This is a genomic window from Aestuariivirga sp., from assembly GCF_965227715.1.
Lineage (GTDB): Bacteria > Pseudomonadota > Alphaproteobacteria > Rhizobiales > Aestuariivirgaceae > Aestuariivirga.
Window position 1 is genome coordinate 164,127 of sequence record NZ_OZ245771.1, and the last position, 21,674, is coordinate 185,800.

Here is a 21,674-nt window from a genome sequence, read left to right on the forward strand (position 1 = left end):
TTCTCCCATTGCTCCGCAGCGGGAGAAGGGAAAATTGGCGATGTCTTGCAGATGGGCATCGGGGTCCAAAACGTTATAGCCACACGACTATTACACATGTCCCACCCGGACGTCACGGCTTCCCTTGGATCGACTCGATGTAATGCACCAGGCCTGCAATGCGGCGGGAGGCGTCGTCGGAGGCCTTCATGGCGTCTTCGATGCGGGTGCTCTGGCCCACCCCTTCGGTCACGAACACGTCTCCCCAGATCGGCATTTCGCGGGTGCCGTGGCCGTCCGGCATGTCGAGGCCGGCGATGGTCTCGAACACGCGGTCTTGCGGGAAGCGGCCGTATTTCGTGGTGATGACGGTCAAATCCGCCGGCTTCTTCGGCAGATGTTCGGCCTGCGGCCCATCGCCCTTGCCGTTCTCGCCATGGCAGGGGGCGCAGAGGCGGTTGAAATCCGCCTTGCCTTGCTCCAGCGCCTCATCCGCCAGCGCGGGGGAGGCAAGCAGCATCAGGGCGAGCAGGGGGCGGAGCATCCGGTTCACGCGAGCTGCCCAATGTCCCGCAGCATGTCCACGAACCACGGCGTCTCCGAGTCGAAATGCTTGCCGCCCTTAATGCGCGGAAACTCGATGGCGCGCAGCTCATCGCCACGTTCCTCATCATGGCCGATGACGCCGGAGACGCCCGCAAGGCCTGAGTCCACCGCCACATGCACCATGGCGCGGATCAGATCGAGGTCTGCGCGGTTGGCCGCGGCAGAGCGGCCGAAATAGCCGGACTTCTGCACCAAAGTCTTGTCCGCACCGATCTTCTTGGCGAATTGCTTGCCGAACCAGTCTCCCACCTTCACCTGGTCAAGGCGCACATGGCCGAAGGCATCGCGCTCCACCTTGTCACCCTTGGCTTCGAGTTCGGCCACGATCTCCTGCACGCAAGCGCCCTCGCTCACGAAGATCGAAACCGAATCCTTCTCGTCCATGACACGGGCCAGGCGCTTGGCCTCCGCCTCGATGTCGATTGCCATCTCAGGAATATAGACGGCGTCGATATCCTTGTGCTTCCGGGAGAGGTTGAACTCGGGCAGGAATTCAAGCTTGTCGAGGCGAAGCCGCCAGTCACGCGCGGTGGCGGCGGTGAGCCAGCCGCAATGGCGGCCCATCACCTCATGGATCACCAGCTGGCGGGAAGAGGTGGACTGCTCGTTCACGACATTTTCGAAGAACACCGCACCCTGTTCCGCCGCCGTCCAGGCGCCCAGCGTCTGGCGGATCGGCATCACGTCATTATCGATGGTCTTGGGCAGGCCCACCACGGTCAACTCATAGCCATTGGCGTGGAGATAGGCGGCGAGATCGGCGGCGGTCGTGTTCGTGTCATCCCCGCCGATCGTGTGGAGGATGGTGATCTTGTCCTTGACCAGCTGGCCGGCCGCAACCTTCAGCGGATCTTCGCCGTCCTTAACGAGGCCGCGCTTCACGCAATCGGCGACGTTCGTAAGCTTCACGCGGCTGTTGCCCAGGGGAGACCCGCCATGGCCGTGCAGCACATGCGCGCGGCTGCGCACTTCCGGCGTGACCGGAATCGACTTGCCCTGGAGGAGACCCTTGTATCCTGAGAGGTAGCCGATCATCGGCGCATCGGGTGCGAGCTCGGAATAGCGCTCGATCAATCCGCCCACGGCGGAGGAGAGGCAGGGGGCAAGTCCCCCGGCGGTGAGCATGGCGATTTTCTGGTGCTGGGTCATCTCTCGTCAACTCCGTAGGCGGACCGGCACCGAGGACTAGCACTTGGCCGGGAATTCGCAAATCTCCAATGGGTTGGGGGCTGGTTTTCGATTTTCATTGAAGGATGGGTTCCCTCTTCCTACCTCTTTCATCGTCAACCCTGAAGAGAGGTTTTGGAGATGACAAGTTCGGCTTCGGCTGGTTTCGGTGAACGCAACGGCACCCAGGGGCGCCGCTGCGGGTTTGGCGGCATGAGCCGCTGGTCCCCCTGGGAGATCGGCGCGATGGTCGCCGGCTTCGTGGTGTTCTGGCCGCTGGGCCTGATCGCAATCTTCCTCAAGTGGAAGAACGGCGAAATGTGGAGAGGTTCCGGCGAGAGCGGTACGCCCTGGGCGGGCTTCAAGAAGCCTGATCTGGCAAGCTGGCGGTGGCAGCAGCCATCCTATGGCTTTGCAGGTTCGGGAAATGCGGCCTTCGACGCCTACAAGCGCGAGCAGTTGCAGCGGCTGGATGAAGAGCGCCGCAAGCTCGAGGATGAGCAGCGCGCCTTCCGTGATTTCGTGGAGCGCCTGCGCCAGGCAAAGGACCAGCACGAGTTCGACCGCTTCATGGCCGAACGCAACCAGACGCCGCCGGTGAACCCCACCGTCTGAGCGATTAACTGGTTACGAATTGAGAAGAGCCCGGCCATTGGCCGGGCTCTTTGCATATCAGAGTTCGGGTTCTTCCCGCGCTCCACGGCTTTGTGCCGGTGCGGGATCGGCCACCGGGCGCAGCGGGGGCGGCTTCCGTTCCGCGAAGACAGGGGGCCGTGGTGCGGGGCGCGCAGTGCCCGCCGGCGGATCTCCCAGGTTTGACGCAGAAGAGGTGTAAGCCTGGACGATGGCGGTGGCAGTGATGCCCGGTTCGATCACCATGTCCTGGCTGCCGCCGATCAGGACCAGATGTTCGACATTGTCCCGGCGCACCAGCACCAGGCGGCGGGTCTTGTCCAACTCATAATATTCGCTGATGCCGAGGCGCTGGCCGCGGCGGCCTGACATGCGCGGCGCAAAGGCGCGCCACACGCCGACGACGACAATCAGCAGCAGGAGAACGGCCGCAGCCGTGAGGATGGTCGGCAGGTTCTCTTTCAGGAAGTCCATCGCCTTATTCTCTCTCCGACGGGTGACAGTGCTGGGGTCTGGCCGCGTGCCCCCCGATTGGCCTCGCATTCCGATGCGCAGGACTCTGACGCCACGATAATCATTTGTAAAGCGGAGAAGAAAGGGTGCTACGGGGCAATTCCGCACTGCGGCCAATGCCCTATACTGCTCTTTGATTCGGGGTGGGCATGCATGACGTATAGGAACGCGCCGGCAAGAGGCGAGACTGCGGCGGCTCCGGGTGCTGCACGCGGCCGCATGGTTGTTGCGGTGCTGCTGGCCGCACTTTCAGCCGCAGCGGTTGTGTTCGGCGTTCAGCATCTGCCAGAAGGCGATCCGCGCTGGCTCCTTTGGGCGGGAGCGGCGCTTGCGGGCCTGGGGCTTCTGGCATGTTTTTCGCTCATTGCGGGAATTCTCCGCGTGGGTGGCGGACGCGAAGGTGCTGGCGAGCCCTTCCTCGATGCGGTGACGGCAGCAATGGGCCACCCTCTGGTGGTGACGGACGCGCATGGCCGCGCGCTCTATGCCAATGCAGCCTACCTGGCGCTGTCCAAATCTGGGCCAGCGGGCGGACGTCTGATCGGGATGGATGTGCTGTTCACGCCCTATCCGGAATTCTCGGCACCCGTCTACCAGCTGTCCCAAGCCGTGATGGAGGGGCGGAGCGAAACGCGCGAGCTGCGCGTGGCGGAAGGCTCGGCCGCACCCTGCGCCAGGCCTGGCCAGCCGGTGTGGATCAGATTGTCCGTGGCGCCGGTCATCGCCGAAGGAAAGCCGCTGCGGCTTTGGCAGCTTGAGGACATCAGCGAAGAGCGGGCGCGCCAGGAGCAGGCCTTCTCCAGGCTCCAGTTCATCATCACGTATCTGGACAATGCGCCGGCGGGCTTCTTCTCCACGCTGAGCGACGGCAATGTGGATTACATCAACGCCACGCTGGCGCAGTGGCTGGGGATCGACCTGACCGAAGCGCAGAATGCGAGCATGAAGCTTTCGGACCTCCTGGGCGAAACGCCCGCGCGGCTGATCGCGGGCCTCGCCGTCAGGCCCGGAGCGGCGGTCACTGAAAGCTTCGGCCTCGACCTGCGCAATGCCGGAACCGGCAAGCTGTTTCCGGTGCAGCTCATCCACCATGTGGAGTTCGATGCGGAAGGTGTGCCCTCGCCGTCGCGCACCATCGTGGTGCCGCGCCACCTTGCAGGCACCTCCGCCGCGGGTGGCGAAATCTCGGCCCCGCGCCTTTCGCGCTTCATCAACAATGCGCCGATCGGCATTGCCGAAATCGACAAGGACGGCATCATCCGCATGGCCAATGCCGCCTTTATCGATCTCTCGCCCAAGGTTCGCCGCGGGGCGGAGCTGACGGGGGCCATCACCGAGGGCGAGCGCGCCACGCTGCTGCAGACCTTATCCGCAGCGCTCAGGAATGAAGGCAGCCTGCACCAGATCGAGGCCAATGTGGCGGGCGCCAATCCGCGCAACGTGCTGTTCAGCTTTACCAGGCTCGCCGCCGAGGATGACACGGCGGTGGTCTTCGCGGTGGACAAGACGGAGAACAAGTCGCTCGAAGTTCAGCTGGCGCAAAGCCAGAAGCTGATGGCGGTGGGCCAGCTTGCCTCCGGCATCGCGCATGACTTCAACAATGTGCTGACGCCGATCATCGGCTTTGCCGATCTGCTGCTGGCCAAGATGCGCCCGACCGACCCCGCCTTCGCCGATGTGATGAACATCAAGCAGAATGCCAACCGCGCGGCCAATCTCGTGCGCCAGCTTCTCGCCTTCTCGCGGAAGCAGACGCTGCAGCCCAAGGTGCATGTGCTGACGGAAGCCCTCTCGGACCTCGGCAATCTGCTGGGGCGGGTGCTGGGCGAGAAGGTGGCGCTGAAAATCACCCATGACAGGGACCTGGGGCTGGTGCTGGTCGACATCCACCAGTTCGAGCAGGTGATCATCAACCTCGCGGTCAATGCCCGTGACGCGATGCCCAATGGCGGCACGCTGACGGTGCGGACCTTCAATGTGCCGCTCGAAGAGTCGCGCAGCATCATGCCGTCACTCATGCCGCCTGGTGAATATGTCGCCTGCGAGGTTCAGGACACGGGCAGCGGCATTCCGGAAGCGATCCGCGAGAAAATCTGGGAGCCTTTCTTCTCCACCAAGGATGTGGGCAAGGGCACGGGCCTTGGCCTTTCCACCGTGTATGGCATCGTCAAGCAGACGGGTGGCTTCATCTTCTGTGACAGTGAAGTGGGCAAGGGCACGACCTTCCGCATCTACCTGCCGCGCTACTATCCGCAGAAGGCGGATGAACAGCCGGTGGAGGAGAAGCCCGCGGAACAGCCCAAGCGTGACTATACCGGCAAGGAGCGCATTCTGCTGGTCGAGGACGAGGATGCGGTGCGTGCCTTCGCCCTGCGCGCCCTTGCCTCGCGCGGCTACACCGTGGTCGAGGCGGATTCGGGCGAGAGCGCCATCGAGAAGATCGACATGGACGAGAAGGGCTTCGACCTCATCATCTCCGACGTCGTGATGCCGGAGATGGACGGCCCCACATTGCTCCGTGAGCTGAGGAAGCGCGGCGACGAGACCAAATTCGTCTTCGTCTCGGGCTATCCGGGTGAGCAGTTCGAACAGGACCTCGAGGGCCATTCCGGATACAGCTTCATGCCCAAGCCCTTCTCGCTGAAGCAATTGGTTGAGAAGGTGAAGGAAGCGATGGAAGGGTAAGCCTTCACCCCAGTTCGAATGTGGTGATGCCGAAGACCTTCGCCGTGTCGAGGGCCGGTGTGGACCCACGGTACATGCGTGCGGTTTCGAACATCGGCTGAAACCCGAGCGAGACAGCCAAGTCAATCGCCGCGGGATTGGTGCCGGGCGTATCGAGAAAGATCATGCCTTCGGGCGCGCGCGTGAGGAGACCCCGGAGGATCGTTTCGGCATCTGCCACCGTGTCCGCGAAGAGCGGCCCCAGCTTGAAACCTTCATGGCAGGGGCGGATCACGCCGTAGCCTGCAATCTCGCCGCCGCGCCGCAGGGCCATTCCCTCATAGCCCAGCCAAGCCTGCAGGAAGCCCCGGCGGGAGGCGGGGAACAGGTGGTGGCGCTGTTCGAAGCGATCGACCTCTTTTGCATCCCCGGGCCCCAGCGGGTTGAGGGCCAGGTCCAGCTGGGCGTAGCCGCCGGGTTTGAGGCCGCCATAGCGAATGTTCTCATGGGCCAGAACGAAGCCCGATTTGCGGTAGGCCGGCTGCTGGGCCTTCACCCCGTCAAGGCCGATGGTTGCGGCCGTGCAGCGCGCCAGCGCCGCGGTCCAAAGCTGGAGCCCTAGCCCCTGGCCGCGGAATTCGGGGCTTGCGATGTAGAAGCCGAGGAAAGCAAATTCCGGCGAATAGGTGACGAGCGAGATTGTCGCCGCAAGCTGGCCGTCCACATACAGGCCGGAAAAGCCATCGGGATCGGCCGCGGCGAAGGCCTCCGCATCGCGCAGGCCCGGGTTCCAGCCTTCACGGCGGGCCCATTCGACGGCGGTGCGAATGCCGTCCAAATCAAGTGTCCTGATCTCCTGGCCCATGGAAGCCCTTGCCCCTTTTTGAGATGCGTGCCCCGGTGAATCATCCTAATCCATCCGGCGGCATCACAGGGAAATTCATCATGGATACGCTCGCCAATCTTTCCCGGCAGCTGGCGGAAGGGCAGACGACCTCGCGGGAGCTGGTCGAGCGCGCGCTGGCCGCCATCGCAGACCCCTCCGGCGAAGGTGCGCGTGCCTTCATCTCCGTCGATGCGGACGGCGCCCGCGCGGCCGCCACCTTTCACGATGGGCAGCGCCAGCGGGGCCGTGCGGCTTCGGCCCTTGCCGGCATTCCGTTTTCCGCCAAGGATATTTTCGACCTCAGCGGCGAGGTGACGGCGGCAGGCTCCAAAGTGCTGAAGGGGGCAGCGCCGGCCACGGCGGATGCCATTGCCATTGCGCGGCTCAAGGCCAAGGGCATGATCGTCATCGGCCGCACCAACATGACGGAGTTTGCCTATTCGGGCGTGGGCCTCAACCCGCATTACGGCACGCCGCGCTCGCCTTATGATCGGGCCACGGGGCGCATTCCGGGGGGATCTTCTTCCGGCGCTGCCGTCTCCGTTGCCGACCGCATGGTGAGCCTCGGCATCGGCACGGACACGGGCGGCTCCTGCCGCGTGCCCGCCAGCTATTGCGGCATCGTGGGCTACAAGTCGAGCCACGGGCGCGTGCCGCTCACCGGCTGCTATCCATTGTCGGCGAGCTTCGATTCGATCGGGCCGCTGGCCAACTCGGTTGCTTGCTGTGCCACGGCGGATGCCATCATGGCGGGCGACTGGGATGGGGTGGTGCCGAAGCGCGAGGCCCGTGGCCTGCGCTTTGCCGTGCTCAAGGATTTCGTTCTGGACGGGCTGACGCCCGAAGTCGGGCGCTGCTTTGAAAGGGCGCTCAGCCGTCTTGCGGCGTCCGGCGCCGGGATGACGGACCTTGCCTTTCCAGAACTGCGCGAAATTCCTTTGATCAACAGCAAGGGCGGCATCGTCGCGGCGGAGGCCTGGCACACGCACCGGGCGTTGATGGGAAAAGCAGGTGAAGACTATGACCCGCGCGTCAAGCTGCGCATCGAACTGGCCCAGGGCATCAGCGCTGCCGACCTCCTCGATTATCTTGGCCGCCGCCGCGAGATGATCGGGCTGTTTGCGGAGCGCTTCGCCGGGTTTGATGCGGTGCTGCTGCCCACCACGCTGAACACACCGCCGGCAATTTCCGAGCTTGGCGCGGATCAGGATTACATCAGGTTCAATGCCATGAGCCTGCGCAACACCTATGTGGGCAATTTCCTCAACAGCTGCGCGATCTCGCTTCCCATGCAGCAGCCGGGCGAGCCGCCTTGCGGGCTCATGGCGATGGCACCCTGGGGGCAGGACAGGGCGCTCTTCGGCGTCGCCGGGGCGGTTGAAACGGTGCTAGCTGAGATGTCGGAAATACACCGCTGATTCGCGTAGAAGTCGAAATGGCGGGCAAATAAGTAGATTGTTCCGCACACGAATGATCGTTCTGCTTTGTTCTACATTCGTCTGCCGCATTAACAATGTTTTCAAGATGATACGTATGTTCCACTTTTCACTTGCGGAACGAACGGAGATAGAACATATTACGAACACGAACCGCACGGCAAGGCTGAGACGGCCGCCGGTGGACCCATAGAGCATGAAGGAGTAAACCGATGGCACAGTCGAATCTTCGGGTCGTTGAAAGTTCCATGGACAAGAATAAAGCATTGGATGCGGCCCTGAGCCAAATTGAGCGGGCTTTCGGCAAGGGTTCCATCATGAAGCTGGGCGCGTCCACCGCGCTCGAGATCGAGGCGATCTCCACGGGTTCGCTGGGGCTCGACATCGCCCTTGGCATTGGCGGCTTGCCGCGGGGCCGCGTCGTTGAAATTTACGGGCCAGAATCCTCCGGCAAGACCACGCTGGCGCTGCAGACCATTGCCGAAGCCCAGAAGCGCGGCGGCATCTGCGCCTTCGTCGATGCCGAGCATGCGCTGGATCCCGTCTATGCCCGGAAGCTCGGCGTGAAGGTCGATGACCTGCTGATCTCCCAGCCGGATACCGGCGAGCAGGCGCTGGAGATTGCAGATACGCTCGTGCGCTCAGGTGCTGTCGAAGTGCTGGTGATCGACTCCGTCGCCGCTCTGACGCCGCGCGCCGAACTCGAGGGCGAGATGGGCGACCAGCTTCCCGGCCTTCAGGCCCGGCTGATGAGCCAGGCGCTGCGGAAGCTCACGGGCTCCATCTCCAAGACCAATTGCATGGTCATCTTCATCAACCAGATCCGCATGAAGATCGGCGTCATGTTCGGTTCGCCCGAGACGACCACGGGCGGCAATGCGCTGAAATTCTATGCTTCCGTCCGCCTCGACATCCGCCGCATCGGCGCCATCAAGGACCGGGACGAGGTGGTGGGCAACCAGACCCGCGTGAAGGTGGTCAAGAACAAGGTGGCACCGCCCTTCAAGCAGGTGGAATTCGACATCATGTATGGCGAGGGCATTTCCAAGGTTGGCGAGCTGGTCGATCTGGGCGTCACCGCGGGCGTCGTCGAGAAGTCCGGCTCCTGGTTCTCCTATAATGGCGAGCGCATCGGGCAGGGGCGTGAGAACGCCAAGAACTTCCTGCGCCAGAACCCTGACATGGCCAATGCCATTGAGGCCACCATCCGCTCCAATGCCGGCATTCTTGCCGCCGCCTTGAGCAATGGCACGGAAAAGGACGCTGACGCGGACGATTGAGCGTCAGCCCTCACCGTCTCTCTCCCAAGACCCGGGGGCACTTCCCAAGCATGCTCCCGGTTGCCCACGGTGTTTGCCCCACACCGCGCACGGCGCTCTCCGGTCTCCCTGGCCGGGGGGCGCTGCTCTCGTTTCTGTTCCGGCGCAGCGGGAGTCCTGCCTTCGCTGGATTAACGGCATCTCTTCGAATTGAGGCCCGGCGCCCTGGACTTGGTTAGTCTGGACAGGGCCGCTTCACGCCATTAAGACCGCCTGCAATTCCATTCACCATTTGCCGGGCGTCACATGACAGGGCTTGCACAGATCCGCTCTACCTTCCTCGATTATTTCAAGCGCCAGGGCCATGAGATTGTCGCCTCCTCGCCGCTGGTGCCGCGGAACGATCCCACCTTGATGTTCGCCAACTCCGGCATGGTGCAGTTCAAGAACGTGTTCACCGGCATGGAGAAGCGGCCCTACAGCCGGGCCACCACGGCACAGAAATGCGTGCGTGCCGGCGGCAAGCACAATGACCTGGACAATGTGGGCTATACCGCCCGCCACCACACCTTCTTCGAGATGCTGGGCAACTTCTCCTTCGGCGATTACTTCAAGCCGCAGGCCATCGAATGGGCCTGGTCGCTGGTCACCAAGGAGCTGGGCCTGCCCAAGGACAAGCTCACCGTCACCGTCTTCTCGGAAGATGACGAGGCACATGGGCTGTGGAAGAAGATCGCAGGCCTTCCCGACAGCCGCATCATCCGCATTCCGACGTCTGACAATTTCTGGTCCATGGGCGACACCGGCCCCTGCGGCCCCTGTTCGGAAATCTTCTTCGACCATGGCGACAAGATCTGGGGCGGGCCTCCGGGCTCGGCGGAAGCCGATGGCGACCGTTTCATCGAGATCTGGAACCTGGTGTTCATGCAATATGAGCAGCTCTCGAAAAGTGAGCGCGTGAGCCTGCCCAAGCCCTCGATCGACACTGGCATGGGGCTCGAGCGCATCGCCGCGGTGCTGCAGGGAACCCATGACAATTACGAAACCGATCTGTTCCGTGCACTGATCTCTGCCATCGTGGAGAAGACGGGCGTTCCGGCCACGGGCGAGAACAAGGCCTCGAACCGCGTGATTGCGGATCACCTGCGCGCCTCCTCCTTCCTGATTGCCGATGGCGTGCTGCCGTCGAACGAAGGCCGCGGCTATGTGCTGCGCCGCATCATGCGCCGCGCCATGCGCCATGCCGAACTGCTGGGCGCGCGCGAACCGCTGATGCACCGGCTGGTTCCCGCACTGGTGCGCGAGATGGGTGCTGCCTACAACGAACTGGTGCGCGCCGAAGCGCTGATCACCGAAACGCTCTATCTGGAGGAAACGCGCTTCAAGAAGACGCTGGAGCGTGGGCTCAAGCTTCTGGACGAGGATTCCGCAGGGCTCGCCAAGGGCGACACCTTCTCGGGCGAGACCGCCTTCAAGCTCTATGACACGTATGGCTTCCCGCTTGACCTGACGCAGGATGCGCTCAGGCCCCGCGGCATCACCGTCGATACGGCGCGTTTCGACGTGGCGATGGAAGCCCAGCGTGCGGATGCCCGCAAGGCCTGGAAGGGCTCGGGCGATGCCAAGACCGAAACCATCTGGTTCGAACTGCGTGAGCGCCTGGGGGCGAGCGAGTTTCTGGGCTACGCCACGGAGACGGCGGAAGGCATCATCCGCGCCATCGTGGTGGACGGCAAGGAAGCACAAAGCCTCGAAACCAGGCAGAAGGGCGCCATCATCGTCAACCAGACGCCGTTTTATGGCGAGTCCGGTGGGCAGACCGGAGACCATGGCGTGATCCGCACCGCCGATGGTGCGCTGTTCCGTGTGAGCGACACGCAGAAGCGCGTGGGCGATGTGATCGTCCATCTGGGCGAAGTGGTTCAGGGGTCCTTGAAGCCCGGCAATGCGGTTGAACTTGTGGTGGACCATGCGCGGCGAAGCGGCAACCGCATCCACCATTCGGCAACCCATCTGCTTCATGAGGCGCTGCGCCTCACGCTCGGCAGCCACGTGGCGCAAAAGGGCTCGCTGGTGGAGCCCAATCGCCTGCGCTTCGACGTTTCACACAACAAGCCGATGAGCCCTGACGAGCTCTCCCAGGTCGAGGCGATTGCCAATGAGATCGTGCTGCAGAATGACGGCGTCACCACCAGGCTGATGACGGTGGATGCCGCCATTGCCGAAGGCGCCATGGCGCTGTTCGGCGAAAAATATGGCGATGAGGTGCGGGTCGTCTCCATGGGCCGCAACAGCCATGGCGCGGGCCGGCCCATCTATTCCCTCGAACTCTGCGGCGGCACGCATGTGGGCCGCACGGGTGACATCGGCCTCATCAAGGTGATCGGCGAAAGCGCCTCCGCTGCGGGCGTCCGCCGCATCGAGGCGCTGGCGGGGCCCGCTGCGCGCGCCTATCTCGAAGAGCAGGACCGCCGCGTGCAGGCTGCGGCTGCGGCGCTCAAGGCGCCTGCCTCAGAGATCGTCACCCGCATCGAAACGCTGATGGAGGAGCGCCGGAAGCTCGAGCGCGAGTTGGCGGAAGCGAAGAAGCAGCTCGCCATGGGCGGCAGTGCGAAGGGCGGGGACGAGGGCATTTCCGAGGTCAATGGGGTGAAGCTGATGGCCCGCGTGCTGAAGGGCATTTCCCCCAATGACATGAAGGGCCTTGTCGATGAGGCCAAGGCCAGGCTCGGTTCCGGCGTGGTGGCGCTGGTCGGCCTCAATGACGAAGGCCGCGCCGGGCTGGTGGTCGGTGTCACGAACGACCTGACATCCCGTTTCAATGCCGTGGACCTGGTCCGGGCGGGCTCCGCCGTGCTCGGCGGCAAGGGCGGCGGTGGCAGGCCCGACATGGCGCAAGCCGGCGGCCCCGATGGCGCCAAGGCGGAAGAGGCTCTGGCAGCGGTCAGGGCGGCGCTGGGGTAGGTCCTACCAGACCGACGTCTTCGGCCTCTGCTTCAGGTGGTCAAGTGAGACCACTGAATGTTTGCGCTCCGTCCATTCCGTCACCCCAGCCTGCGCTGGCATGACTGTGCGAGCTGGGGAAGCTGATCTCGGTTAACCGGCTGTTGCTCTAGCGAAGGGGCGGCCAATCCGCTGTGTCATGGTCGGGATGCTGCAGGCTTTTGAGCTTCGCCAGGTCTTCCGGCGTGCGGTCGTCATCGGTGCTGTGCGATGGCAGGGTGGGCAGGGTGTCCGCCCAGGCGAGCTTGCTTTCAATTCCCACCACGTGGTCAGGCGCTGCGATTGATGGATCATCCAGCGAGCCGATGGCCATTTCGATTACGCCATGGCCCTCCTCCAGCATGAACAGCGGCGTGCCGCAGTCCCGGCAGAAGCCGCGCTGCACGATGGGGGAAGAGTGGAAGACCGCTGGCGTGCCGCGCGTCCAGTGGAACTGATCATGAGGCACGCTGACGAGTGGCGCCCCGAATGAGCCGAAGGCTTTCTGGCACATGCGGCAATGGCAGAAGCCGGACGGGCCCAGTGCCCCCTCGATCCGGTAGCGCACTGCGCCGCATTGGCATCCGCCCGTCACAGCTTCGGTCTTGCTCATCCTGCTCACCCTGATCACGCCTTGGGGAAGCCTAGCTTACGTTTCGAGAATTGCAATTCTGGCCTGTTTACTTCCCGCGCAACAAGCGGCATGGGAAGGAGCATATCACCCGACTTTGCTGCGCTGCAGCAACAACTGGAGGCATATGCATGGCTGTTGTGCAGGACGCTGGCGAGACGCCTGGCATTCCGGGCCCGGATCATGTCCACAGGCCACCGCATTTTCTCATTCTCGCGCTGGGTTCCCTCGGGGTCGTCTACGGCGACATCGGCACCAGCCCTCTCTACGCGATGCGCGAAGCGGTGCTGGCGGCGATGCGGAAGGATGGCGCCATCACCGAGGTGATGATCCATGGCGTGCTGTCGCTCATCATCTGGTCGCTCATCCTGGTCGTGACCGTCAAATATGTGCTGATCCTCCTCAACGCGGACAACAAAGGCGAGGGCGGCACGCTTTCCCTCATGGCGCTGGCGCAGCGGGCCATGGGAAAATCCGTGACGGTGGTGGCCGTGCTGGGCATGGTGGGCGCGGCGCTGTTCTATGGCGATGCCATCATCACGCCCGCCATTTCGGTTCTCTCCGCCGTCGAAGGCCTGAAGGTGCTGACGCCCGCCTTCGAGCCCTTCGTGCTGCCCTTGACGCTCGTGATCATCATCGGATTGTTCCTGGTGCAAGCGCAGGGGACGGGCCGGGTTGCTGCGTTCTTCGGCCCAGTCACGCTGATCTGGTTTTTCGCAATCGCCATTGCGGGGCTTATCCATATCTTCGATCAGCCGGCCGTGCTTCTCGCCTTCAATCCGCTGAAGGCCGTGCAGTTTCTGGAGCATCATGGCGTCATCGGGCTCGTGACGCTGGGCGCGGTGTTTCTCGCGGTCACCGGGGCGGAGGCGCTCTATGCCGACCTCGGCCATTTCGGCAAGCGGCCGATTCAGGCGGCGTGGCTGGTGATCGTACTGCCGGCGCTGCTGCTCAATTACCTGGGGCAGGGCGCGCTGCTGCTGACAGACCCTTCGGCCATCGACAACCCCTTCTACCGCATGGTGCCCAACTGGGCACTGGCACCCATGGTGGTGATGGCGACAATCGCCACCATCATCGCCAGCCAGGCGGTGATCACCGGCGCCTATTCGCTCACCCAGCAGGCCATCCAGCTGGGCCTCCTGCCGCGGATGGAAATCCGCTTCACGTCTGAATCCCATGCCGGCCAGACCTATCTGCCGCAGGTCAACTGGATGCTGCTTGCGGGTGTCATCGTGCTGGTGCTGGCCTTCAAGTCCTCAGGCGCACTTGCCACGGCCTATGGCATTGCCGTCACTGGCACCATGGTGGTGACGGCGGTCATGGCCATCGTCGTGATGTGGAAATACTGGCGCTGGCCCCTGTGGCTGGTGCTGCCCATCATGCTGCCGCTGCTCGCACTGGACCTGATCTTCCTCGGCGCCAATTCGCTCAAGATTTTCGAGGGCGGCTGGATGCCGCTGGCACTGGGCGCTGTCATCTTCCTTCTGATGTGGACATGGCGCGAAGGCTCAAGGCTCCTGGCGGAGAAGACAAGGCTTTCGGAAGTGCCGCTCAAGGACCTCGTCTCCTCGCTCACCCGAAGGCCGCCGCCAACCGTTGCCGGAACGGCGGTGTTCCTCACGGGCGACTCGGACAGCGCGCCCACGGCGCTTCTCCACAGCCTGAAGCACTACAAGGTGCTGCATGAGCGCAATGTGGTCTTTACCGTCAAGAGCGCCAATGTGCCCTCCGTTCCGGAGGCGCGGCGGCTTACGGTCGAACAGCTGTCGGACCGCTTCTGGCGGATCGAGGCGACGTTCGGCTACATGGAAAATCCCAACGTGCCGCGGACGCTGCTCTCCTTGCCGAAGGACGGCCTGTCCTTCAGCATGATGGACACATCCTTCTTCCTGTCCCGCCGGAGCGTCAGGGCTTCGAAATATCAGGGCATGCCGGTGTGGCAGGACAAGCTGTTCATCATGATGGCGAGGAACGCCAATGACGCCAGCCGCTACTTCAGCCTGCCGCCGGGGCGCGTGATCGAGGTGGGAAGCCAGGTGACGGTTTGATTATTGAAATGGGCGCCGTCATGGAGCGCAACTCTTCCTCGGATCTCACTTGACCGCCGGTGCACTACCCCGTCTCAAAATCCGGGTGCTGCAGGCTTTTCAGGTGTTCGCGCTGGTCTGCCGGAATATCGTCCTCCGTTGTGGAGCCCGGCAGCGTGTGGAAGGTGGCGAAGGCGGGGTGGCGGGATTCCAGTCCGTACTGGCACACGGGCGTCACGGCGTCCGGATGGTCGAGTGAGCCAATCGAGACGGAGGTCTTGTCGGACGTGTCATAGGCGAAGGTCAGCGGCGTGCCGCAGTCCTTGCAGAAGCCGCGCTCGACAATCTCCGAACTGCTGAAGTAGGAGGGCTCGCCCTTCGTCCACTGCAGGTCCGCTTTCTTCATGCTGACGAGTGCAGCAAAGAAATTGCCGAAGGCCTTCTGGCACATGCGGCAATGGCAGATGTGCGGGTTCTCGAGAGGTGCGGTGACCCGGTAGCGAATGGCGCCGCATTGGCAGCCGCCTGTGATGGGTGTCGACATAGTGTGAAGATCCCTCCCTCTCTTGCGTTGCCCCTGCGAAATCCTGCGCCCGGGGCATTGTTCCCGCATGTGGCTTTAACCTGCAAGGCGGTCAATGGAATACTCCACTGCCGTCATCCCAGCGCTGGCTGGGATGACGGTTTGCGTCAACATGCTGAGCAAAAGAAGCGGGATTCCGGCCTTCGCCGGAATGACGGAATCGAGAGATGTGAAGCGGCTTTCGCTGGGCTCCGGCCTCTGCGTCCTTCAGCCCATCGCCTTCTTCAGGTTGGCGTCCACCGCATCGAGGAAGCCTTCGGTTGAAAGCCAGCTCTGGTCGGGGCCGACGAGGACGGCCAGGTCCTTGGTCATCTGTCCGGCTTCGATGGTCTGGACCACGGTCTTTTCCAGCGTGGTGGCAAAGCGGTCGAGTTCGGCATTGCCGTCCAGCTTGGCGCGGTGCTTGAGGCCGCCGGTCCAGGCGAAGATCGAGGCGGCCGAATTGGTGGAGGTCTGCTTGCCCTGCTGATGCAGGCGGTAGTGGCGGGTGACCGTGCCGTGGGCGGCTTCGGCCTCGACCGTCTTGCCGTCAGGCGTCATCAGCACCGAGGTCATGAGGCCCAGCGAGCCGAAGCCTTGCGCCACGACGTCCGACTGCACGTCGCCATCATAGTTCTTGCAGGCCCAGACATAGCCACCCGTCCACTTCATGGCGGAGGCCACCATGTCATCGATCAGGCGGTGCTCATAGGTGAGCTTGCGCTTGTCGAATTCGGCCTTGAACTCGGCGTCGAAGATCTCCTGGAAGATGTCCTTGAAGCGGCCGTCATAGGCCTTCAGAATGGTGTTCTTGGTCGAGAGATAGACCGGGTAATTCCGCATCAGGCCATAGTTGAATGAGGCGCGGGCGAATTCCCGGATCGATTCATCGAGGTTGTACATCGCCATGGCGACGCCCGACCCTGGCGACTTGAAAACCTCGCGCTCGATCACCGTTCCATCCTCGCCCACGAACTTGATGGTGAGCGTGCCCTTGCCGGGGAAGGTGAAATCAGTGGCGCGGTATTGGTCGCCGAAGGCATGGCGGCCGATGACGATGGGCTGGGTCCAGCCCGGAACGAGGCGGGGCACGTTGGAGCAGATGATCGGCTCACGGAAGATGACGCCGCCCAGAATGTTGCGGATCGTGCCGTTGGGCGACTTCCACATCTGCTTGAGGTTGAATTCCTTCACGCGGGCTTCGTCCGGCGTGATCGTTGCGCATTTGACACCGACGCCATGTTTTTTGATGGCGTTGGCAGCATCGATGGTTACCTGGTCATTGGTTTTGTCACGGTTTTCAACCGAGAGATCGTAATAGTGAAGATCGACATCGAGATAGGGCAGGATCAGCTTCTGCTTGATGAGGTCCCAGATGATGCGGGTCATCTCGTCGCCGTCCAACTCGACAACCGGGTTCTGGACCTTGATCTTCGCCATGGGGAAAGCCTTCTGTTGCGCTCACGGGATATGGGGGCGGCTATAGCAGCCCAATGTGAAGGCGGCAATTCAGACTGTAGGCGGAGGCCATGCCTGTGGCGGGGCTTGAAATTGAGGCTTCGCCCGGTCCACTGTGCGCCCGGGGCAGGGTTGTGAGGGAATTGACGGACATGGAGATTTCGGAAACGCGCGTGATTGATGGCGGCGCGGCGGTGGAGCTTTCCTTAGGGGGTGAACGCCATCGCTTTCACGCGCTGTGGCTCAGGGACAATGCCCGCGATGAGAAGACGCGGAGCCCCGGCAATGGGCAGCGGCTGATCACCATTCTGGATATTCCAGCTGAGACGGTGATTGCAGAGGCCAAGGCCCAAGGGGGCCACCTCGCCATCCGCTTCGAGCCGGAGGGCCGGACCATCGCCTATGACGGCGCCTGGCTCGCCCGCCACGCCTATGACAGACATGAGCGGCGGGAACCGGGCTGGACCGGGCCCGCAATCGAGCGGTGGGACCAGCGCGTCCTCAACCATGTGCCATCCGAAAGTTGGGCGGATGTGACGGGCAATCGCCTGGCCCTGGGCCGCTGGCTTGCCGCCATCCGCCGCTATGGCTTTGCGGTGATGACCGGTACGCCTACGGAGCCCGGCACGCTGTGCAAGGTGGCGGAGCTGTTCGGCTATGTGCGGGAAACCAATTACGGCCGCTGGTTCGAGGTGAGGGCGGAGGTCAATCCCAACAATCTTGCTTATACGAATCTGGGCCTCCAGGCCCATACGGACAATCCCTACCGGGACCCGGTTCCCACGTTGCAGATTCTGGCCTGTCTTGAGAACTCCGTCGAAGGCGGGGATTCGATCGTGGTCGACGGCTTCAAGATTGTGGAGCGTCTCAAGGCGGAGAATGCGCGCTGGTTCGATCTCCTCTCCGGCCATGCCGCGCGATTTGCCTATGAAGGCTCCTCCGGTGTGAGGCTTAGGGCCAAGCGCCCGATGATTGAGCTGGGGCCTGATGGCGAGCTTCTCGCGGTGCGCTTCAACAACCGCTCGCTGGCCGCGGCCACGGACATTCCCTATGCGGACATGGCGGATTATTATGCCGCCTACCGCCGCTTCGCGGAGCTGATCGAGGATCCCGCCATGGAGGTGAGCTTCAAGCTCAAGCCCGGCGAACTCTTCATCGTGGACAACACCCGTGTCATGCATGCGCGCAAGAGCTTTTCGGGCACCGGCAAACGCTGGCTCCAGGGGTGCTATGCTGACAAGGACGGGCTTTATTCGACGCTTGATGCCATTGAGGAAGAAGGACTGCTGTCATGACGCTCGACCGTTCCAACATCGTGGAATTCATCGCCGATATCTTCGAGCGGCGCGGAGCCGAGTCCTATCTGGGAGAGGCCGTCAGCATGTCCGAGCATATGCTGCAGGGCGCTGTCCTTGCCGAAAAGGAGGGCGCGCCCGAAGAGCTGGTCGCTGCGGCGCTGCTCCACGACATCGGCCACTACACCTCCGAGTTCGGCCCCATGTCCTTAGGCGATGCGCGTGACAATCTGCATGAGGAGGCGGGTGCCCATGTGCTGGAGCCGTTCTTCCCGCCCGTCATCACCGAATGCGTCAGGCTGCATGTGCCGGCCAAGCGCTATCTCTGCGCCACCAACGCGGATTACTTCGACCGGCTGTCGGAAGCCTCCAAGCATACGCTGATGCTGCAAGGGGGGCCGATGAGTGCCGAGGAAGTGAAGGCCTTCGAGGCCCACCCTTATTGGCGCGAGGCCGTGAAAGTCCGGATCTGGGACGACGAAGGCAAGACGCCCGGTGTGGTGACGCCAGAGTTCCGGCATTACGTGCCGCTGCTGGAGCGCGTGGTGGCAGGGACATGACGTCCTTCGCCGGAATGACGGCAGTGATGAGTAGATGACCACCCTTCGTGCCTCTTCCGAAGCCAATGCGCTTCGGCATCCGAAATTCGTGCTCTACTGGCTGGCCATCGGCTGCACCTCTTTTGCGGTGCAGATCATGTCCGTGTCGGTGGGCTGGGAGATCTATGACATCACGCGGGACCCGCTCTATCTAGGTTATGTGGGGCTCGCGCAGTTTCTGCCGCCGCTGCTGCTCGTGCTGGTGACGGGGCTGGTGGCGGACCGCTTCAACCGGCGCTTCATCATGGCGGGCTGCCTTGCCCTTGAAGCACTCTGCGCGCTGGGATTGCTGCTCTTCACACTGTCCAAGCCCACGGACGTGACGCCCGTCTTCGGCATTCTCGTGGTGCTGGGCATTGGCCGCGCCTTCATGAACCCGGCATCTGATGCGCTGGCTCCCAATCTCGTGCCGAAGGAGGCGATCGCGCATGCGATCTCGCTCACCACCATGATCTGGCAGACGGCGAACATCGCTGGCCCCGTGGCGGGCGGGCTGCTCTATGGCATTGCGGGCGAAGTCTCCTATGGGGTGGCGCTGGCGCTTGTCGGGATTGCCATGCTGCTCATCCTCGCCATCGGCCGCGTGCCGCAGCCGAGTGACGCGAAGCAAGAGACGACGCTGGGTTCGCTCTTCGCGGGCTTCGCCTTCATCCGGCGCGAGAAAATCGTGCTGGGCGCGATTTCGCTCGATCTCTTCGCGGTGCTGCTGGGGGGAGCCGTGGCGCTGCTCCCCGTCTATGCGCGGGACATTCTGGATGTGGGGCCCTGGGGGCTGGGGCTGCTGCGGGCGGCACCTGGCGTGGGTGCCGTCTCTATGGCGCTGTGGCTTGCGCGCTACGGCATCCGGGACAAGGCGGGCATTATCCTGTTTGCCTTCGTGGCGGCTTTCGGCTTCTTCACCATGGTGTTCGGGCTGTCCACCTCCGTGCCGCTGTCCATCGCGGCGCTGGTGCTGATGGGGGCGTGCGACATGGTGAGCGTCTATATCCGCGAGACGCTGCTGCAGCTCTGGACGCCGGATGAGGTGCGCGGGCGCGTCAACGCGGTGAACCGGGTGTTCATCGGGGCCTCGAACGAGCTGGGTGAATTCCGGGCGGGTGTGGTGGCCCGCCTGATCGGGGCGGTGGCGGCGGTGGCCATGGGCGGGGCGGGGACGATGGTGGTCGCCGTGCTATGGTCACGCTGGTTCCCCGAGCTTCGCACCGCGCGGCGGCTGGACGGGCGGGGCTAGGGCCGCTATTCCCCCTTCATCATGGCTGGAACGGACAAGACGAAGAATCAGGTGCTGGGGCCCGCCCCCATCGCCGTGCTGGTGAACCCGCAGCTGGGAGAGAACATCGGCACGGCGGCGCGCGCCATGGCCAATTTCGGGCTGCATGAGCTGCGCCTGGTGGACCCGCGGGACGGCTGGCCCAATGAGAAGGCGCTCACCTCCTCATCCGGTGCCAACTGGATCATCGAGAGTGCCGCCGTGCACGAGACGCTCGCGGAGGCGCTCAAGGACGTGAACTACGTCTATGCCACCACGGCCAGGCCGCGCGGCATGACCAAGGAAGTGATCACGCCCGAGCAGGCAGGCCATGACATGCGCGCACGCGTGGCCCGCGGCGAGAAGGTGGCGCTGCTGTTCGGGCGGGAGCGCTTTGGGCTTTCCAATGATGAAGTGTCCCTGGCGGATGTGATCGTGACGGCACCCGTCAACCCCGCCTTCGCCTCAATCAACATCGCGCAGGCGGTGCTGCTGATGGGCTATGAGTGGTTCAAGGACCAGGCGGAAAGCCTGGGCCAGCAGACGCCGGAACTGGCGGCTCTTGACGGCCCCGGCCTCCAGACGCCCGACACACGGCCTGCAACCAAGGAGGAGCTTTTCGGCTTCTTCGACCACCTCGAGCAGGAGCTGGATGTGGCGGGCTTCTTCAAGACGGATGCCAAGAAGCCCGGCATGCTGCGCAATATCCGCAATCTCTTCGCGCGCGCTGAACTGACCGAGCAGGAGGTGCGCTCGCTCCGCGGCATCGTCTCCTCGCTGACCCGCGCCCATGAGAAGCGGAGGGAAGCGCGCGAGCAACTGAAGGAGCGCGACGAGGGATGAGCACGCCGCGGGTTCTCCTGTTTGACAGCGGCATGGGCGGGCTGACCGTGGCCCGCTCCGTCCGGCATGAGCTGCCCTTCGCGCATCTCGTCTATTCGGCTGACAATGCTGCCTTTCCCTATGGCGCCTGGGAAGAGCAGGCGCTGGTTCAGCGCATTCTTCTGGTGATGGGCGAGCTGATTGCCCGGGTGGAGCCCACGATCGTGGTCGTCGCCTGCAACACCGCCTCCACCATTGCGCTTGGCGCGCTTCGCGAGCGGTTCAAGGTGCCCTTCGTCGGCACGGTTCCGGCGATCAAGCCGGCGGCGGCGCAATCCAAATCCCATGTGATCGGCGTGCTGGCGACACCGGGCACTGTGCGGCGCGAATATACCCATGCGCTGATCCATGATTTTGCCTCCCACTGCCAAGTGCTGCTGCACGGCGCACCGAAGCTTGCTGAGATTGCCGAGAGCAAGCTGAAGGGCGTGGCCGTGAACCTCGAGGAGCTCCGCGGCGAGATTGCGCCGGTATTCAAGGGCGAAGGAGTGGCGCGCACCGACGTGGTAGTGCTGGGCTGCACCCATTACCCGCTGCTGGCCGAGGAGATGGCCAAGGTCGAGCCCTGGGTCGTCCGCTATATCGACCCCGCACCGGCGATTGCCCGGCGGGTGGCGGAAGTGTTGAAGGAGACGCCGGTGGTGGAGGCCTCAAAGCCCGTTCCGCCGCATAATGCCGTGCTCCTCACCTCAAACCGCGCCGGCGCTGAGGACGCGCTCCCCGCCTATGCGAAGATGAGCTTTCACCTGCCGGAGTTCCTCGATCTCCGTGTATGAATTTAGTCCTTGACAGCGCGCGCTCATCAGGGTATAGGAGGATATTCTCCGAGATTGCGCTTCAACT

Annotated in this window: 18 protein-coding genes; 11 read left to right on the top strand and 7 right to left on the bottom strand. The window is 63.4% G+C overall.

The window, feature by feature from the left end; translation table 11 throughout:
* Window positions 1-112: 112 nt before the first annotated feature.
* Window positions 113-523 carry a c-type cytochrome gene (locus tag ACO06F_RS00725; RefSeq protein ID WP_421696594.1) on the bottom strand — a complete coding sequence of 137 codons (411 nt, stop codon included), beginning with the start codon at window positions 521-523 and terminating at the stop codon, window positions 113-115.
* A 5-nt stretch (window positions 524-528) separates the two neighbouring features.
* A complete protein-coding gene (locus tag ACO06F_RS00730) occupies window positions 529-1,734 on the bottom strand; it encodes a pyrophosphate--fructose-6-phosphate 1-phosphotransferase (protein WP_421694791.1) in 1,206 nt (401 codons plus the stop codon).
* A 159-nt stretch (window positions 1,735-1,893) separates the two neighbouring features.
* Here ACO06F_RS00730 and ACO06F_RS00735 point away from each other — a divergent pair, with 159 nt between their 5' ends.
* Window positions 1,894-2,367, top strand: coding sequence for a DUF2852 domain-containing protein (locus ACO06F_RS00735; RefSeq protein WP_421694792.1), 474 nt, complete (start codon window positions 1,894-1,896; stop codon window positions 2,365-2,367).
* 57 nt (window positions 2,368-2,424) lie between these two features.
* Here the strand turns inward: ACO06F_RS00735 and ACO06F_RS00740 are convergent, their stop codons facing one another.
* Complete coding sequence (locus ACO06F_RS00740) at window positions 2,425-2,859, bottom strand: hypothetical protein (protein WP_421694793.1); 435 nt, start codon at window positions 2,857-2,859, stop codon at window positions 2,425-2,427.
* 192 nt (window positions 2,860-3,051) lie between these two features.
* On the opposite strand from ACO06F_RS00740, the gene ACO06F_RS00745 reads away from it, so the two are divergent.
* On the top strand, window positions 3,052-5,583 hold the full coding sequence (locus ACO06F_RS00745; protein ID WP_421694794.1) for a response regulator: 2,532 nt from the start codon (window positions 3,052-3,054) through the stop codon (window positions 5,581-5,583).
* A gap of 4 nt (window positions 5,584-5,587) precedes the next feature.
* On the opposite strand, the gene ACO06F_RS00750 is transcribed toward ACO06F_RS00745, so the two are convergent.
* Entirely contained in the window at window positions 5,588-6,427 is an 840-nt protein-coding gene (locus tag ACO06F_RS00750; protein WP_421694795.1) for a GNAT family N-acetyltransferase, read from the bottom strand.
* 80 nt (window positions 6,428-6,507) lie between these two features.
* Here ACO06F_RS00750 and ACO06F_RS00755 point away from each other — a divergent pair, with 80 nt between their 5' ends.
* The 3 genes from ACO06F_RS00755 to alaS all read left to right on the top strand — a co-directional run bounded on the left by ACO06F_RS00755 (window position 6,508) and on the right by alaS (window position 12,107).
* Window positions 6,508-7,866, top strand: coding sequence for an amidase (locus ACO06F_RS00755; RefSeq protein ID WP_421694796.1), 1,359 nt, complete (start codon window positions 6,508-6,510; stop codon window positions 7,864-7,866).
* Window positions 7,867-8,096: 230 nt separating this feature from the next.
* Entirely contained in the window at window positions 8,097-9,164 is a 1,068-nt protein-coding gene (recA, locus tag ACO06F_RS00760; protein ID WP_421694797.1) for a recombinase RecA, read from the top strand.
* Between the two features lie 285 nt (window positions 9,165-9,449).
* Window positions 9,450-12,107 carry an alanine--tRNA ligase gene (alaS, locus tag ACO06F_RS00765; protein ID WP_421694798.1) on the top strand — a complete coding sequence of 886 codons (2,658 nt, stop codon included), beginning with the start codon at window positions 9,450-9,452 and terminating at the stop codon, window positions 12,105-12,107.
* A gap of 148 nt (window positions 12,108-12,255) precedes the next feature.
* On the opposite strand, the gene ACO06F_RS00770 is transcribed toward alaS, so the two are convergent.
* Window positions 12,256-12,738, bottom strand: coding sequence for a GFA family protein (locus ACO06F_RS00770; protein ID WP_421694799.1), 483 nt, complete (start codon window positions 12,736-12,738; stop codon window positions 12,256-12,258).
* Window positions 12,739-12,881: 143 nt separating this feature from the next.
* On the opposite strand from ACO06F_RS00770, the gene ACO06F_RS00775 reads away from it, so the two are divergent.
* The gene (locus tag ACO06F_RS00775; RefSeq protein WP_421696595.1) at window positions 12,882-14,807 is read left to right on the top strand and encodes a potassium transporter Kup; all 1,926 of its coding nucleotides are present in this window, start codon (window positions 12,882-12,884) and stop codon (window positions 14,805-14,807) included.
* Window positions 14,808-14,871: 64 nt separating this feature from the next.
* Here the strand turns inward: ACO06F_RS00775 and ACO06F_RS00780 are convergent, their stop codons facing one another.
* Both ACO06F_RS00780 and ACO06F_RS00785 read right to left on the bottom strand, forming a co-directional pair.
* On the bottom strand, window positions 14,872-15,330 hold the full coding sequence (locus ACO06F_RS00780; RefSeq protein WP_421694800.1) for a GFA family protein: 459 nt from the start codon (window positions 15,328-15,330) through the stop codon (window positions 14,872-14,874).
* A gap of 246 nt (window positions 15,331-15,576) precedes the next feature.
* The gene (locus ACO06F_RS00785; RefSeq protein ID WP_421694801.1) at window positions 15,577-16,788 is read right to left on the bottom strand and encodes an NADP-dependent isocitrate dehydrogenase; all 1,212 of its coding nucleotides are present in this window, start codon (window positions 16,786-16,788) and stop codon (window positions 15,577-15,579) included.
* Between the two features lie 170 nt (window positions 16,789-16,958).
* Here ACO06F_RS00785 and tmpA point away from each other — a divergent pair, with 170 nt between their 5' ends.
* Genes tmpA through murI form a run of 5 tightly spaced genes read left to right on the top strand, consistent with a single transcriptional unit; the run spans window position 16,959 to window position 21,607 of the window.
* The gene (tmpA, locus tag ACO06F_RS00790) at window positions 16,959-18,101 is read left to right on the top strand and encodes a 2-trimethylaminoethylphosphonate dioxygenase (RefSeq protein WP_421694802.1); all 1,143 of its coding nucleotides are present in this window, start codon (window positions 16,959-16,961) and stop codon (window positions 18,099-18,101) included.
* Entirely contained in the window at window positions 18,098-18,661 is a 564-nt protein-coding gene (gene tmpB, locus ACO06F_RS00795) for a (R)-1-hydroxy-2-trimethylaminoethylphosphonate oxygenase (protein ID WP_421694803.1), read from the top strand. Before tmpA ends, tmpB begins: the two co-directional genes overlap by 4 nt.
* Window positions 18,662-18,695: 34 nt before the next feature.
* Window positions 18,696-19,931 carry an MFS transporter gene (locus ACO06F_RS00800; RefSeq protein ID WP_421694804.1) on the top strand — a complete coding sequence of 412 codons (1,236 nt, stop codon included), beginning with the start codon at window positions 18,696-18,698 and terminating at the stop codon, window positions 19,929-19,931.
* 51 nt (window positions 19,932-19,982) lie between these two features.
* The gene (locus ACO06F_RS00805; protein ID WP_421694805.1) at window positions 19,983-20,792 is read left to right on the top strand and encodes an RNA methyltransferase; all 810 of its coding nucleotides are present in this window, start codon (window positions 19,983-19,985) and stop codon (window positions 20,790-20,792) included.
* Window positions 20,789-21,607, top strand: a complete 819-nt coding sequence (gene murI / locus ACO06F_RS00810; RefSeq protein ID WP_421694806.1) for a glutamate racemase — start codon at window positions 20,789-20,791, stop codon at window positions 21,605-21,607. The genes ACO06F_RS00805 and murI overlap by 4 nt, the downstream gene beginning before the upstream one ends.
* Window positions 21,608-21,674: the final 67 nt, after the last annotated feature.